The organism is Moraxella sp. CTOTU47616 (assembly GCF_032017465.1).
GTDB classification, from domain to species: Bacteria; Pseudomonadota; Gammaproteobacteria; order Pseudomonadales; family Moraxellaceae; genus Faucicola; species Faucicola tetraodonis.
Genome location: NZ_DALZPU010000004.1, coordinates 173,672 through 187,882 on the forward strand (window position 1 = coordinate 173,672; position 14,211 = coordinate 187,882).

Genomic DNA, 14,211 nt, shown 5'->3' on the forward strand with positions numbered 1-14,211 from the left:
TCAAGACTTAGGCGGTTTTTTGATAGCCAATGATTAAGCTGTTTGCTCGTACACTGGGTGTTTGGCGCAAATTGCTTGGACTTTTTCACGCACTTCGCCGATAACTTTTTCATCACCGCGGCTATCGAGCACATCACAAATCCAGCCAGCCAACTCTCTTACTTCCGCTTCACCAAACCCACGGGTAGTGACTGCGGGCGTACCAATACGCACCCCTGACGTTACAAACGGTGATTTAGGGTCATTTGGTACCGCGTTTTTGTTGACAGTGATGTGAGCATCGCCCAACCATTTATCCGCTTCTTTGCCGGTGATTTCTTGTTTGATTAAGCTAATCAGCATTAAGTGGTTTTCCGTGCCGCCCGAGACGATATCATAACCGCGCGACATGATGACGTCTGCCATGGCTTTGGCGTTTTTAACCACTTGTTGTTGGTAGGCTTTGAAATCTTCGCTTAACGCTTCTTTAAAACACACAGCTTTACCCGCAATCGCGTGCATCAATGGACCACCTTGGTTGCCAGGGAACACAGCAGAGTTGAGTTTTTTCTCAATCTCTGGGTTGGCTTTTGCCAAGATTAAGCCGGAACGTGGACCGCGTAGGGTTTTGTGGGTGGTGGTGGTAGTAACGTCAGCGATTTGCACAGGGCTTGGATAAACACCTGCGGCAACCAGTCCTGCTACGTGCGCCATATCGACCATCAAGTATGCGCCAACGCTGTCTGCGATGTCGCGGAATTTTTGCCAATCAACCACTTGGCTATAAGCAGAAAAACCCGCGATAATCATTTTGGGTTGGTACTCTTTGGCTAGGCGTTCCACTTCATCATAGTCGATGATGCCCGTTTCTTTGTTCAAGCCATATTGTACGGCTTTATAGTTGATACCAGAGAAGTTTACATGCGCACCATGCGTCAAGTGACCGCCATCAGCAAGGCTCATGCCAAGTACCGTGTCACCCGCTTTTAATAAGGCTAAAAATACCGCGCTGTTGGCTTGGCTACCCGCGTGTGGCTGAACGTTGGCATAGTCTGCGCCAAACAATTCTTTGGCACGGTCAATCGCTAATTGCTCAACCACATCAACATATTCACAGCCACCGTAATAACGTTTGCCTGGATAACCTTCCGCGTATTTATTGGTCAATTGGCTACCTTGCGCTTCCATCACCGCTGGTGAACAGTAGTTTTCTGAGGCAATCAGTTCAATATGGTCTTCTTGACGCTTGGCTTCATTGTCCATCGCTTGGGCAAGTTCAGCGTCAAACTGGTGAATAGTGACATTTTTAAACATGGCAATTTCCTTTTAAGTGAGTCAAAAAATGGGCGGATAAAACCGAAAAATATAGCTTAGTTTAGCATGGTTTGGTTTTTTTTAGTGAATAATCCAGCCATTTGGCTGAATTTGTCGTATTACTTGTCGTCGGCTACTGACCTGACTGATATTGATTTGAAAAACTCATTAATACAACGCGCCATCCAAAAAATTTTCATAAAAAAAGACAGTTATCCTAACTGTCTTTTTTTGGCTAACTATTTAAATACTAGCGCACAGCAACCAATGGTTTTTGTACCCAGCCTTCGCCTTTATCACTACTGACATAAATCATACCGCTTTCTTCTTCACCCATAAGGCTATGTTCAAATGCAGATAAAAAGGTCTCACTAATCAAAAAATGCCTGCCTTGCCACTGGTAAAGGGTGGTGCGTCGCCAGCCTTGCGCTGTCACATCAATCCAGCGATTGGTCATTGTGGCGCCATGCCGACGAAACAGTATATAGCCAATCGGTGTTGTGCCCAAATTCGCCAGTTTTCGCGCATTACCAATAAGGCTAGCAAACGGAAATACTGACCGCGCCACCACCCACGCCTCTTGATTAGGCTTGCCAAATAATAAGGCTTCGCGCACCCATGCCGATTGGCTCACACCAAGCGGTAACTGCAATTGGCGCTTTTCGCTCAGGGACAAGGTTTGCCGTCCTTCAAACGTCGGCTGTACGATGAGTCTATGCTGAGATAAGGCTTCAAATTTGGCGGTAAGCGACCCTGTTGACGTCAGCCAAGGGATAAGTTTCGGCGGTATCTGCTGTTTGTGTGCCACGCTCAAATGCGCGCCAGCCAGGTTTAGGTTTAGACCAATATTTATCATTATTTTTTCAAAAACTCATTATCGGTTATTGTGCCTTGCGCGGCACCGTCACCAAAAAATTGGCTTTTATAGGTGTCATTAAAAGGTAACGCGGTCATCGCATCGGCTTGGTACGCCAATATAGCGTGCTGTTCGTCTTGGCAAAACTGGGCAATGGCAGGGGCAAACACCTTGTCATAGACACGGTGTAGCGAATGAGTCAACACCGGATAAAAGCCGCGAATCAACTTGTGCTCCCCTTGGGTACCAGGGTCAAAGTAGCGCAAGCCTTGCTTGATAGCAAATTCAATGCCTTGGTAATAACACAGCTCAAAATGTAAACAATCATATTCTTCTAGGCAGCCCCAATAGCGACCATATAACGTACTGATAGCGGCATCGTCATCGAAAAAAAACAAACTACAAGCCACGATATCACCGTGTGCGTTATGCGCTTGAGCGAGCATCAGCTTGTCTGCCATCGTCTGCCCAAGCTGCTTAAAAAATGCTAAATTCAAATACGGCTGCCGTCCTCTGACTAGATAGGTCATGGCATAGCATTGGTAAAACACCGCCCAATCCGCCTCGGTGATATCGTCACCGATTTTAACCTGACAACTTAGATTTTGTTTGAGTACCTTTTGGCGTTCCACCTTAATTGACTTGCGTTTTTTGGCAGTTAATGTTGCCAAAAACTCATCAAAATTGGCGAATTTTTTATCCTGTAGATTGCGATTTTGCCATAAAAACTGACAGCTTAGCCGCTCGCAAAGATTGGGCACATTTTGCAACGCTTGGACATCTTTTGGGGAGACAAAAAGCCCGTGCCAAGTGGATGCTTGATAGCGGCTCGCCAATTCATCAATCGCTTGTAGTAAGGTCTCATACAGTGGCGCGGTTAATGACTTACCTTGTGCCAACCAAATTCGCTCGCCGGTGACGGGTGTAAAAGGCACGCTTGTCACCAATCTTGGATAATAATTTCTACCATAGCGCTCAAAGGCTTCTGCCCAGCTAAAATCGAACACATATTCACCTTGATGATGCTTTTTGATAAACACAGGCATCACGGCAATCAGTTGCGCACTGTCATCGACAATCTGCACATACTGCACCCACCAATCGCTGCGCTCACCAATCAGCTTTGCATCTATCAGCGCTTGCCAAAAATCAAAGTGCATAAAGGGCGTATCAGGCGTCTGCCACTGTGTCTGTAAGTGCCAGTCAAACTTAGTGGTAAATTGATAGTGATAGGACATATGTTAGTATTATTGTAGTTGTATGAACGGATTATTATACCTTGTTTTTAGCCAAAAATACGGGCTTATCCTTTTGTACAATTTGGCACAATTTGGTACAATTTTGCAAAATATGTATGGCGTTGGGCGGTATTTTTTACAACACTGCCTTTATTGCAATAGCCAGGATTAGCGTTTACACTAAGTCACTTATCTGCTAGATGCGCTTTAAGCTTTTTTTCACTCACTTGTCACCCTCTACCATGCCGACACTGATTTTATTTAACAAACCTTATGGCGTACTCAGCCAATTTCGCAGCGATGATAATAACAACTTTGCGACGCTCAGCGATTATTTTAGCGACAAAAGCCTACGCGTGGCGGGGCGATTAGATGCCACTTCCGAAGGATTGCTACTGCTAACCGCTGATGGACAAGTCAATAAAGCCTTGACCCATCCACCCAAAGCCAATGCAGGCAAACAACAAGGCAAAACCTACTGGATACAGGTGGAAGGCGATGCAAGCGATGCCCAGTTACAACAACTACAAACAGGGGTGCCACTCAAAGACGGTATCACCTTACCTGCCGAAGTTGTACGGCTAAGCGAAACACAAATTGCCGAGCATATTTGGCAAGCGCCGGACAAGATTGCCAAACGCAAAGTCACCACGTGGCTCGCCATTACTATTTTTGAAGGTAAAAATCGTCAAGTACGTCGCATGGCGGCCCATGTGGGACTGCCTTGTCTTCGGCTGATTCGCATGGCATCAAGTGGCTTTAGTTTGGGAAATTTAGAGGTTGGCGCATCCACACAAATACATTTATCACCTGCCGATTTAAAGCGACTGGGTGTCCAACCTTTATCCGCAGCAACCACAAAGCCACAATCGCGCAAAAAACCTCGCCTGTTAACGCCTAAATCGCCACAATCAAAGCACCCAACAAGCCGACACAGACAGCCCTGAGTGAACAGCCGTGAGCAGACAACCGTAAGGAAACCGCTATGAGAAAACAGCCATGATCGGTTACATCTATCGTTTTTTTCAAAGCCGCCCTCGTCTACTGTTAGGGTTTGCCACCATGGTGGTGGTGTATTTTGGGTTATCGACGCTGGTTGGCCTATTGCCCAAAGATTGGACGTTGGCGGTAGCCTATGATAAATTGAAGTTTGTGACGCAATTTTTGCTGGCTTGGAATATCGGACTTTGGGTTTATTTACTGGCTATTTTTCGGATGATGTATAAAGCCGATCAAAATGCAATTTTGGATAAAGCCCATGCTGAAGACGAAGGCACGATGTTAATGCTGATTTTGGTTTTTGTCACAGCCATTGTCAGTATGCTAGCGATTGTCGTAGAGTTGGGCGCGAGCAAGGACGCCAAAGGCGCTTTGATGCTGTTTCATATCGCGCTCACCGCCATGACGATTTTGACGGCCTGGCTGTTTATTCATACCATGTTTGCTATTCATTACACCCACGAGTATTTCTTGCTTAAAGAAGAAAAAAACACAGAAATGCTAGATTTTCCTAACGATGACGACCCCGCCTACTGGGATTTTTTATATTTTTCCTACATCATTGGCACATCTGGTCAAACAGCGGATGTCGCCTTCAACACCCAGCAAAGTCGAATCATCGGTACCATTCATTGTGTGTTATCATTTTTCTTTAATACCGCAATTTTAGCCTCATTAATCAATATGTCAGCGGGTCTAATCGGTTAAAGTTAAATAAGTCAGCTAAATGAGTCAGCCCAATACAGCTAAATGAGTCGGTCAATTCAAGTGAATACATCGTCAAAATCGCTTGCTGTATGAGGTATACTATCCTCGCTTGTGGTCCTCGTCTTAACATAAAATGATAGAGCTGTCATATCCCACTACGCTAATATCTCGCTACTTTATAACTAGGAAATTGTATGATCGCACAATATTTGATGGTCGATAACGCCCTGCTCGAGCAACTGCAAAATGCCACTGATACAGCGCGAACGGCGTTACTTGAAAGTATGAGTGAGCAGCCTCAAGCGCAATTGGTAGATTTGGGCAAACTGTGGGACATTATCCATTTTGTGCTAACCAAACACAGCGCCACCCAACCTGTACCTGATGAGCCTGTCAGCGAGTTTGTGGTGGGTGTAGAAACCTTTAGCGACAATGAAGATGCCGATTTTATTGCTTTTACCCCGTGGGCACATATTGTTGAAATCGTTGATGTACTAGAACAAATTAACTTTAAAAAACGCTTAGAAAAAGTATCGATGAAGTCACTACGTGAGCAAGCTATTTTTCCACCCAATATTTGGCAAGACAAAAAGGAAAACTTGGATAAAGAATTGCTGGCTTCGTATGATGAGTTATTGGCGTTTTATAATGACGCCTTAGACAATGGCAATAATATTGTGGTGAGTATTTTATAACACCGATATAGTCCGTTTGTTATTTTTTGAACCAAAAAAGCACCTTAAACAAAAAGCACCTTATAAAAGGTGCTTTTTTTATCAATGCGCGGATGAAAATATCATCTAGCTTGACTTGATTAGTTAACTGACTGGTTAGTTAACCGATTGCGGTGCAAGGATAATCATCTCTACACGGCGGTTTGGTTCATAGCTTGAGCCAAATTGTGTTGTCGCACCGCGACCAATAGCGCTGATACGGTTACCAGAGATGCCACGATTGACTAAGTAATTAGCGACTGCTGATGCACGGCGTTGTGATAACGCTTGGTTTCTATTTGCATCACCTTCCACTGAGGCGTAACCATTTACTTGAATGTTAGTTTGGTTATAGTCACGTAGTGTGGTAGCTACTTTGTCTAACGTATTATAGAAGTTAGGTAGAATAGTAGAATCACCAACGCGGAAAGTTATCGCTTCTGGGATAGACAAGTTAATGTTATTAGTCACTGGGTCACGTGTTACCGTCACGCCAGAACCTGCGGTTTCTGCACGAAGTTTAGCTTCTTGTTGCTGCATGTAGTAACCAACACCAGCACCTAGTACACCACCGATTGCCGCATCACGACCGGTTTTTTCACCGCCCGTTGCCTTTGAGACACCCGCACCTGCGGCTGCCCCTAATAGACCACCAATAAGCGCTTTATTGTCGGTAATGCCTGTTGTTGTCGTACCAGTTGGCGTTGTTGCACAACCTGTTAAGATAACACCTGATGCTAAAGTAGCTGCTAATAATTTAGTACGCATGAGTAATCTCCTTTGAATTCCTCTAGTTATAATGGCTTAGTTATAATTGCCACGCACCAACTTGTTGTTTTTATCTCATTTGCCAGATAAACCTGACAACACTCAGTTGCTTTGTGATTGAGCTCATTATGCAATAAACTTTTCCTTTATATGTAATGATTTGTCTTAAGGATGTTGTAGGATGGCATAATTTGTTACAAAATATTTTCAAGTATTCATTATTTATATTATTTATTCTTATATATTAAATGCTTTGTGATTTTGTTGAAAACTATGCTGCATAGTCAACCTATCATCTACAGATTATTCAATAACTTGTTAATTTTTAATAAAAATTTTTGACAATTAACTTTACTGGGATTTATAGCGTAGCATCGTTAAACTCGAAAGATTTGTGCTTGCCAGTGTATAAAAATTTATTAGTGAACATTTTTGACGTTTGCTAAACTAACACTTATTTTTACAATTAACGAAGCCAAATTAATGAAGCCAAGTATTTTTTCTTATGTCTCATTCAAATAAGCTTTTTTGAATAAGCTTTGTGGGAGCCAAATATGACAAATAACAATAAACCATCATTGCTCAAAAACACGTTCAACAAACTGCGTAAAACATCATTACCTTTGGCGCAAAACGCCAGCTTAGCGGTGGCGGCAGGCACCATTACCGGCAATTCAGTGCTGTTTAGTCTACCGCTTTGGGCGATGGGCGCGGTAAAAACATTAACGGGTCATACATTGGCAGATAAATCCGTGTTAAAAATAGCCAATCACTGGATCAATACCAACAATCGTTTGATTGACAACATCCTGCCCGATATTGATTTTCGCGTCAACCTGCCTGATGACTTATCGGTCGATGGCAAATATATTTTGCTGAGTAATCACCAATCTTGGGTCGATACCACTGTCATTCAATATATCAGTGAAAACCGACTGCCATTAACGCGATTTTTTGCCAAATACGAGCTACTGTATATCCCAATTGTGGGACAAGCGTTTTATTTTTTAGACTTTCCGATGATGAAACGCTACTCGAAAGCAGCGATTGCTAAAAATCCAGCGCTAGAAGACCGCGATATCATCGAAGCCAAACGCGCTTGTCAAAACTTACTCGACAAACCTTTTACCTTACTTAACTTTATCGAAGGCACGCGGTTTACCCAAAAAAAACGTGACTTGCAACAATCACCCTATCAACATTTGCTAAAACCCAAAGCGGGCGGCATTGCACTTGCATTGGGTGCGTTGGGTGATGATCTAGACGCGGTGCTTGACATGACGATTGTGTATCCTGACGGTGTTCCTACCTATCAGGATTTATGGCAAGGTAATATCAAACGCATCGGGGTGGATATTCAAAAAATTGCATTGCCAGATGATTTGCTACAGCGGCTCATGGATGGAAAATACCAACAGGATGAACAAACCAAAATAGATATGTACCGTTGGCTTGATGATGTGTGGCAGCAAAAAGATCAACGTATCCAAGCCATGCTCGATGATTTTACCCGTCATCCCTAGCAACACATTATTAGCGACACATGACTAATGACATATCACTAGTGACACTACTAGTTAAAATCTCAGGTGAGTCATGCAAGGTATGACTTACCTGCCTTGTCCTCATTCACATTTTTTGCGGTATTGACCCCATTTTGAGCACTTTTTTATGCCAACTGCTAATTTAGACCCAAAATCCAGCCCAACGCCAAGCTCGAATATTAGCCAACCGCTCGCTGCTCACCCTGCCAAACCCAGTCGTTGGCAGTTAGCCTACGATACCATCATGATGGTTGCCATCGTGTTGGACTTGCTGCTCATGGGGTTTGACGCTTTGATGCTAAGTAGCTTTATGGCAAAAATAGCAAATTGGCTGGGATTTGTTGACAGCATCGTCAGTTATCAGCAAGGATGGCACGAGCCGCTCAAAATCGCAGGGGGTCTGTTTACCATCTTTTTGGTAGCAGAGCTTGTGGTTCGTTGGTTGATTGCCATCGCCCAAAAACGCTATTACCGCTGGTTTTTCTTTCCATTCGTGCATTGGTATGAAGTGTTGGGGTGTGCACCGCAGCTGCGCGCATTACGACTGCTGCGCGTTGGCGTGATTGGTTATCGTCTGCACAAGCTGGGCTACAAAGTTTTGCCCGCCAGTTGGCTTGCCACTATCAAATTTTATTACCAAATGATTATGGAAGAGATTTCTGATCGGGTGATTTTAACTGCGATTGACAATATCCGCACCGAAATAAGCAACGCCGATGGGCATTTGGTCAAAAATATCATCGACAAGCATCGAGATGACATACAAAAGGTCATTGTCGAAGTGCTGCAGCAAGAGGCCACACCGTTATTACAATCCACGCCCGCCCATCCTGCCATCTTTGCCAAACCTTTGGCAGAACAAGTGGGCATCGCCATTCAGCAAGCGCTGACCGATACGCCCGAGCTGCATCGCATCTTACGGTTGATACCAATTGCAGGTAGTCTAATAGAAAACCAAATGCACAGCATCGGGCAACACATTGGGGAAAATCTGACATTAAGCTTGACCACTAACCTTACCAAACCGCAAACGCTCACGCTGATGTATGAAGAAATCGCCAAAAGCTTAGTACAAATTGACGTCACTAGCCCTGCGCTAGAAAAATTAGTTAGCGATATTATTGATGATAGTTTGACGTCACTTGCCAACCAAGTTCGTATTCAACAATGGAAGCACCAAATACGCTGATTGAATCCACCGATCTGGCGCCGATAACCGCTATTCAACGCTTTTTTTATCGCCCTATTATGGCTTTGGTTGCCAAACAATAAATAGCGCGGTGAATGGTTGTTGTTTTAAATAATACTTGCTAATATGCGGTATGAATCGATTTTGATGTATAAAAAGTTATTATAAAAAGGTTTTTCATGACACAGCCCGCTGCCCTTGACTTGACCCAAGATAGTTCCTCACAAAACTTACAAAGCGTATCTAACCTATCAGAGCAGGATTCACCGCAAAGTCAGCAGCTAGCCAACCCATTACCCACCGACCCTGTAGCCACTAGCGTGAAACTTACGGGCAGACTACTGAACTTTACCCGCCTACATATTGAAGGCAATGATATCAAAGTAATTTTGACAAAGATTGCACAAAAGCTAGGCCGTCAACGTCAGTCTAACTTACCGGTGATTGTCAGTTGTCAACAGCCATTAAATTTAGCCCAGCTTTGGGGCGGCTTATGGGTGCTAGGGTTACAGCCGATTGGGTTGGTCACAGGCGCCAATGATACCCAAGCCAATGAGCTTCGCATTGCCATTTTTCCAGCAGATGGGCAACGCATTGATGGCAAAGCACCAAAAAATGCGGCGACGGGTAGTGAGCAAAAATCAAACAGCACAGCCAATACTCCATCCTCTCAATACGTTGCGCAGCCCCCTACCCAATCACTCACATCCGATAGTCAAGCGACCAAACGTCAAAATCAAACCGCCAGTGATATGGTAACCAATAATACCGCAAGCAATGATACCGCAGCTGCACCTGACAAATTTGTCGCCTCAGCGCATCACCAATCGCAGCTTGAAGGCGATTTGGTGCATAGTCAAATTTTGCGCTCAGGTCAAAGTATCAATCATGTTGGGGGTGACGTGATTTTGACCAAAGGCATCAATGCCGGCGCGGAAGCGATTACCGATTATAGCCTACACGTGTATGGCAAAGCCGAAGGGCGATTGGTCGCAGGGGCGACGGGCGACACCAATGCCAAAATATTCTGTTTGCGTTTTAATCCGTCACTGGTATCAGTTGCGGGGACTTATTGCCTAAAAGAAAATATTCCCACCGAGTATTTGGATAAAGCGGTACAAGTCAGCTACTTGGATGGACAAGGTTTGGTGTTTGAATTGATGGAATAACAATCACCCGAACAACCACTTATCCCACAATCTAGGCAAAAATCGTCAATCTCTCGATTAACTTCGAAAAGTTTTTTATGCTAAACTAGTCCAATTAACCAAATTTAGGCTAACTAAAATTTAAGTCTTAATTTCTAACGATTTACGTTAATTTATATCCATATTTTTCAAACCAGTTTAGCGTGAATGTGTGTATGGCTTGAATGATTCAATACCGCCTCACTGACACCGTGCTATGAATAGGAGTATGCCAAAGTGGCAAAAATTGTTGTTGTAACTTCAGGAAAAGGCGGGGTAGGTAAAACCACCACCAGTGCCTCTTTCGCTACGGGTCTCGCCGTCCGCGGCTTTAAAACTGTGGTGATTGACTTTGACGTGGGTCTTAGAAACCTTGACCTCATTATGGGCTGTGAAAACCGCATCGTGTATGACTTTGTTGATGTTATCTCAGGGAACGCGCGCCTGTCACAAGCGTTGGTAAAAGACAAACAACTCAATAACTTGTTTATCTTACCTGCCAGCCAAACGCGCGACAAAGACGCCTTGACAGATGAAGGAGTCGCCGAAGTCATTAATGAGTTAGCCAAACAATTTGACTACATCGTGTGTGACTCGCCTGCTGGTATTGAGCGCGGTGCCCAGCTTGCTATGTACCATGCCGATGAAGCCATCATCGTGACCAACCCAGAAATCTCATCGGTGCGTGACTCAGACCGTATCATTGGTATTTTGCAAAGCCGCACCAAAAAAGTTGAAGAAGGTACAGGCGTGGTACGTGAGCACTTGGTCATCAACCGCTATAACGCTGAGCGTGCTGAGCGCGGTGAAATGATGGATATTAATAGCATCTCTAATGACATCCTAAAAGTGCCGCTACTTGGCGTGATTCCTGAAAGCAATAGCGTACTTGAGGCATCAAACCAAGGTGTACCTGTGGTGCTGGATCAAAATTCAAAAGCCGGTCAAACTTATGATGACATGGTCGCTCGTTTCTTGGGGGAAGAACGTCCCTATCGCCATATCGAGGTGAAGAAGAAAAGCTTCCTACAACGCTGGTTTGGAGGTTAGGCTATGGGATTTTGGAGTAATTTATTTGGCGGTGAGCAAAAGTCAAACAGTGCCAATACTGCCGCAGAGCGCCTAAAGGTCATCGTTGCCAGCGAAAACCGCTTGCACAATCGGTTAACCCCAGAGCGTATCGAAAAAATGAAACGTGAGATTTTGGCCGTGGTCAATACCTACGTATCAGGCGTCAACATTGATGACGTCAATATTCAACATCACAATGAAGCGAACATGGAAGTGTTGGAGATGAATATCAGCTTGCCTGATAGTACACGTCAATAATTCATGTTGCCTTTAATCTAGGTTACTTTTAATCTAAGTTACTTTTAATCTAGGTAATCTAGGTTGTATTTAAAAAATTGTGACTAAAAAGCCCATGATGACATGGGCTTTTTTATACTATCGGCTAACTTAGCGCATACGGCGAATCAAATGGTCTTTTTGGATAAATTGGTGATACAGCGCGCCGATAATATGCAGTGCCGTGAAAACTAGCAACAACGTCCACAACAGATTTTTATGAATTTTTTCTAACGTGCCTGACAAATCACTGTTTTCACTGACAAAGGCTGGGATATCAAATAGCCCAAACATACTCACCCCTTCCCCATCAAACATAACAGAAAACCAGCCCGCCAAAGGCATGGCAAGCAAAATCAAGTACAATGCTAAATGGGTTAAATGCGATAGTTTATTTTGCCATTTTGGCATTGGTACATCAGCGGGGGCTGTGGTGACAAAACGGTTGATAATACGACCTACTGTCCAAAATAACACACTGAGTCCAAACGCTTTATGCAAATCAAAATAGGTAAAGTCAGTCGCATCTTCATTAAGCTCTATCATTGCCCAAGTCGCAATCAACAATACCACACTAATCCAATGGAAAATACGTGACGATAGCGACCATTTGTTGACACCGTGTGGGGCAATCGGCTGTGGCGCTTCATTTGCAGGAAATAATGCCATAATGGATTTTACCTTATCATGATTTGTTTTGGGTTATTCTAGCAATGTTTGGGCAAAATAAAAGTAACAAACTGTTGGCAAAATAGCTCAAAAGCGGACTGGGTCTAACTATCTAAATCCACCAAGAAATGCGAGAGCTTGTCCAAATCTGGCACTACACATAGCTCACCTGCCAACATGACTGGCTGAAAAATATAGGCGTGCTGTAGGCTGTAGTCTGCCAAATTCGGTGCGCGCGAGCTCTCGACGAGCTCGTCATTTGGTGCATTTAAGGCGGCTAATAAGTCAGGATAGTTAGTCGCTAATTCAGCTTGGTAAGTGGCGTCATCAGCGTCTTTAAGTTCGGCAATACGCACAGAATGGAAAGTCACTTCCCCGTGAATTTGCAAGGCAAGACGATGGATATCGGTGACGCTTTCTAACACCACTAAGTGGGTGGGCTGCTCATCTTTTGTCAACAAGTGATACACTGACACTTCTTGACCGCGCCAAATATAATTCCAAATGCGTTCATCATAGTTATCAATGCTCAAAATCAAGGCTTGTGGCACAATCCAGTCAGGCGAACTGCTAGAAGGAATTCGAGCAATGGTTAATTGACCTGTGGTGATACTTAGGACGCCTACATCTTCATCTTGCTTAAAGTAACGGTTTAACTCGTTTGCCATGGCTTGCTCATTTTAGTGATTAATAAGAAATTTAGCGATTATCTTGACCAGCCTATAGGATTAGCCACACAAGGCGATTAGCTGCTCAGCTAACTGCTTAGGGGTGCCAACAAAAGTAACTTGATTGCTTTCAATCATGCTTTGTGGCTGACTGGCGCAGGTGCTGCTATCAGGGGTTTGTGCCCAAATAATACTGCCATTTTTTTTGACCGTCGCTGCCGCATCACTACCATCATTGCCCATACCGGAGAACACGATAGTGATTAAGTTGTTGCCAAACGCTTCGCTGCAATTACGCATGACCTCACTGATTGGGGGTTTGTAACTGCCTTGCCAAGGTTTGCGCTGCAAAATTACCCGTCCATTGGAATCACACACCACGCTGTGGTCAATCGGTAAAATCAAACAACGCCCTGACAATAATTTTTGGGTATTGGTCACTATGTCACAGCGCCACTCGTTGTGACGATTTAAAATTCTTGGCAAGGTGTTGAGCATATTTTGGTTGAAGTGCTGCGCTAGTAACAGCGATACTGGCAAATCTTCGGGCAAATTATCTAAAAATTCCTTAATGGCGAGCGGTCCGCCCATTGATGCTGCGAGCAATACCACATATTTCCACGGTTTGATTTCACGCTTGGCAGCCTCATAGTGCGCTAGCAAATCGCTACGTTCTAGCATTATAGCGATTTTTCGCTTGAGTTGGCGTTGCCATTTGGCATATAACAGACTTTCATTGATATAAGGTGCCGTGACAAAGCCCAGTAATACAATCTTAGTCAAATTGACATTCAGCTGTTTTTCAACATTTTGAATGACTGCGTAATCATCTTGGGTATCGACTAGCCATACATCCACTTTTTGCTGAAAATGTTTTTCGGTCAGCTGTGACGCTACCAAGCATTCCACGATTTCAAATCCCCATGAACGAATAGTATCGCTAAAGGCAAGCCGTTGCTGATTTTCCTCAGCAACGATAAAAAATCGCAGCGGCGGTGAGTGCTTTGACAGCATGAATGATTGTATCCTTTA

The 14,211-nt window shown here is 44.0% G+C and carries 15 protein-coding genes; 8 read left to right on the plus strand and 7 right to left on the minus strand.

Annotation, left to right across the window (positions count from 1 at the left end; genetic code table 11):
* Positions 1-33: 33 nt before the first annotated feature.
* The 3 genes from glyA to RTS10_RS06475 form a co-directional block, all read right to left on the minus strand.
* Complete coding sequence (glyA, locus tag RTS10_RS06465; protein ID WP_312539677.1) at positions 34-1,293, minus strand: serine hydroxymethyltransferase; 1,260 nt, start codon at positions 1,291-1,293, stop codon at positions 34-36.
* A 250-nt stretch (positions 1,294-1,543) separates the two neighbouring features.
* A complete protein-coding gene (locus RTS10_RS06470; RefSeq protein ID WP_312539678.1) occupies positions 1,544-2,149 on the minus strand; it encodes a chorismate--pyruvate lyase family protein in 606 nt (201 codons plus the stop codon).
* Positions 2,149-3,387 carry a GNAT family N-acetyltransferase gene (locus RTS10_RS06475; protein ID WP_312539679.1) on the minus strand — a complete coding sequence of 413 codons (1,239 nt, stop codon included), beginning with the start codon at positions 3,385-3,387 and terminating at the stop codon, positions 2,149-2,151. The genes RTS10_RS06470 and RTS10_RS06475 overlap by 1 nt, the downstream gene beginning before the upstream one ends.
* Before the next feature lie 242 nt (positions 3,388-3,629).
* Here RTS10_RS06475 and RTS10_RS06480 point away from each other — a divergent pair, with 242 nt between their 5' ends.
* The 3 genes from RTS10_RS06480 to RTS10_RS06490 all read left to right on the plus strand — a co-directional run bounded on the left by RTS10_RS06480 (position 3,630) and on the right by RTS10_RS06490 (position 5,789).
* Entirely contained in the window at positions 3,630-4,334 is a 705-nt protein-coding gene (locus RTS10_RS06480; RefSeq protein WP_138018707.1) for a pseudouridine synthase, read from the plus strand.
* 52 nt (positions 4,335-4,386) lie between these two features.
* Positions 4,387-5,094, plus strand: coding sequence for a DUF1345 domain-containing protein (locus RTS10_RS06485; protein WP_050324991.1), 708 nt, complete (start codon positions 4,387-4,389; stop codon positions 5,092-5,094).
* A 194-nt stretch (positions 5,095-5,288) separates the two neighbouring features.
* The gene (locus RTS10_RS06490) at positions 5,289-5,789 is read left to right on the plus strand and encodes a YfbM family protein (RefSeq protein WP_312539681.1); all 501 of its coding nucleotides are present in this window, start codon (positions 5,289-5,291) and stop codon (positions 5,787-5,789) included.
* Between the two features lie 135 nt (positions 5,790-5,924).
* Here the strand turns inward: RTS10_RS06490 and RTS10_RS06495 are convergent, their stop codons facing one another.
* Entirely contained in the window at positions 5,925-6,575 is a 651-nt protein-coding gene (locus tag RTS10_RS06495) for an OmpA family protein (RefSeq protein ID WP_007115417.1), read from the minus strand.
* A 554-nt stretch (positions 6,576-7,129) separates the two neighbouring features.
* Here RTS10_RS06495 and RTS10_RS06500 point away from each other — a divergent pair.
* From RTS10_RS06500 to minE, 5 genes are all read left to right on the plus strand, one after another.
* Positions 7,130-8,098 (plus strand): acyltransferase, encoded by a 969-nt coding sequence (locus tag RTS10_RS06500; RefSeq protein WP_312539683.1) that lies wholly within the window; start codon positions 7,130-7,132, stop codon positions 8,096-8,098.
* A 148-nt stretch (positions 8,099-8,246) separates the two neighbouring features.
* The gene (locus tag RTS10_RS06505) at positions 8,247-9,308 is read left to right on the plus strand and encodes a hypothetical protein (protein ID WP_312539684.1); all 1,062 of its coding nucleotides are present in this window, start codon (positions 8,247-8,249) and stop codon (positions 9,306-9,308) included.
* Positions 9,309-9,487: 179 nt separating this feature from the next.
* Positions 9,488-10,477 (plus strand): septum site-determining protein MinC, encoded by a 990-nt coding sequence (gene minC / locus RTS10_RS06510; protein ID WP_312539685.1) that lies wholly within the window; start codon positions 9,488-9,490, stop codon positions 10,475-10,477.
* Between the two features lie 255 nt (positions 10,478-10,732).
* Positions 10,733-11,545: a septum site-determining protein MinD gene (gene minD, locus RTS10_RS06515; protein ID WP_062332529.1), complete on the plus strand. Its 813-nt coding sequence runs from the start codon at positions 10,733-10,735 to the stop codon at positions 11,543-11,545.
* Positions 11,546-11,548: 3 nt separating this feature from the next.
* On the plus strand, positions 11,549-11,824 hold the full coding sequence (gene minE, locus RTS10_RS06520; RefSeq protein ID WP_007115412.1) for a cell division topological specificity factor MinE: 276 nt from the start codon (positions 11,549-11,551) through the stop codon (positions 11,822-11,824).
* A 129-nt stretch (positions 11,825-11,953) separates the two neighbouring features.
* On the opposite strand, the gene RTS10_RS06525 is transcribed toward minE, so the two are convergent.
* The 3 genes from RTS10_RS06525 to RTS10_RS06535 all read right to left on the minus strand — a co-directional run bounded on the left by RTS10_RS06525 (position 11,954) and on the right by RTS10_RS06535 (position 14,193).
* Positions 11,954-12,511 carry a cytochrome b gene (locus RTS10_RS06525; RefSeq protein WP_312539686.1) on the minus strand — a complete coding sequence of 186 codons (558 nt, stop codon included), beginning with the start codon at positions 12,509-12,511 and terminating at the stop codon, positions 11,954-11,956.
* Between the two features lie 104 nt (positions 12,512-12,615).
* Positions 12,616-13,179 carry a hypothetical protein gene (locus RTS10_RS06530; RefSeq protein WP_312539688.1) on the minus strand — a complete coding sequence of 188 codons (564 nt, stop codon included), beginning with the start codon at positions 13,177-13,179 and terminating at the stop codon, positions 12,616-12,618.
* Between the two features lie 60 nt (positions 13,180-13,239).
* Entirely contained in the window at positions 13,240-14,193 is a 954-nt protein-coding gene (locus RTS10_RS06535) for a chemotaxis protein CheB (protein ID WP_312114615.1), read from the minus strand.
* Between the last annotated feature and the right edge of the window lie 18 nt (positions 14,194-14,211).

Excerpts from the sequence above, each read along its gene's own strand:
- RTS10_RS06470 (WP_312539678.1), bottom strand. The coding sequence starts at position 2,149 with ATGATAAATATTGGTCTAAACCTAAACCTGGCTGGCGCGCATTTGAGC.
- RTS10_RS06485 (WP_050324991.1), top strand. The coding sequence starts at position 4,387 with ATGATCGGTTACATCTATCGTTTTTTTCAAAGCCGCCCTCGTCTACTG.
- RTS10_RS06490 (WP_312539681.1), top strand. The coding sequence starts at position 5,289 with ATGATCGCACAATATTTGATGGTCGATAACGCCCTGCTCGAGCAACTG.
- RTS10_RS06480 (WP_138018707.1), top strand. The coding sequence starts at position 3,630 with ATGCCGACACTGATTTTATTTAACAAACCTTATGGCGTACTCAGCCAA.
- RTS10_RS06475 (WP_312539679.1), bottom strand. The coding sequence starts at position 3,387 with ATGTCCTATCACTATCAATTTACCACTAAGTTTGACTGGCACTTACAG.
- RTS10_RS06525 (WP_312539686.1), bottom strand. The coding sequence starts at position 12,511 with ATGGCATTATTTCCTGCAAATGAAGCGCCACAGCCGATTGCCCCACAC.
- RTS10_RS06535 (WP_312114615.1), bottom strand. The coding sequence starts at position 14,193 with ATGCTGTCAAAGCACTCACCGCCGCTGCGATTTTTTATCGTTGCTGAG.
- RTS10_RS06505 (WP_312539684.1), top strand. The coding sequence starts at position 8,247 with ATGCCAACTGCTAATTTAGACCCAAAATCCAGCCCAACGCCAAGCTCG.
- minC (WP_312539685.1), top strand. The coding sequence starts at position 9,488 with ATGACACAGCCCGCTGCCCTTGACTTGACCCAAGATAGTTCCTCACAA.
- RTS10_RS06530 (WP_312539688.1), bottom strand. The coding sequence starts at position 13,179 with ATGGCAAACGAGTTAAACCGTTACTTTAAGCAAGATGAAGATGTAGGC.
- glyA (WP_312539677.1), bottom strand. The coding sequence starts at position 1,293 with ATGTTTAAAAATGTCACTATTCACCAGTTTGACGCTGAACTTGCCCAA.
- RTS10_RS06500 (WP_312539683.1), top strand. The coding sequence starts at position 7,130 with ATGACAAATAACAATAAACCATCATTGCTCAAAAACACGTTCAACAAA.
- RTS10_RS06495 (WP_007115417.1), bottom strand. The coding sequence starts at position 6,575 with ATGCGTACTAAATTATTAGCAGCTACTTTAGCATCAGGTGTTATCTTA.
- minE (WP_007115412.1), top strand. The coding sequence starts at position 11,549 with ATGGGATTTTGGAGTAATTTATTTGGCGGTGAGCAAAAGTCAAACAGT.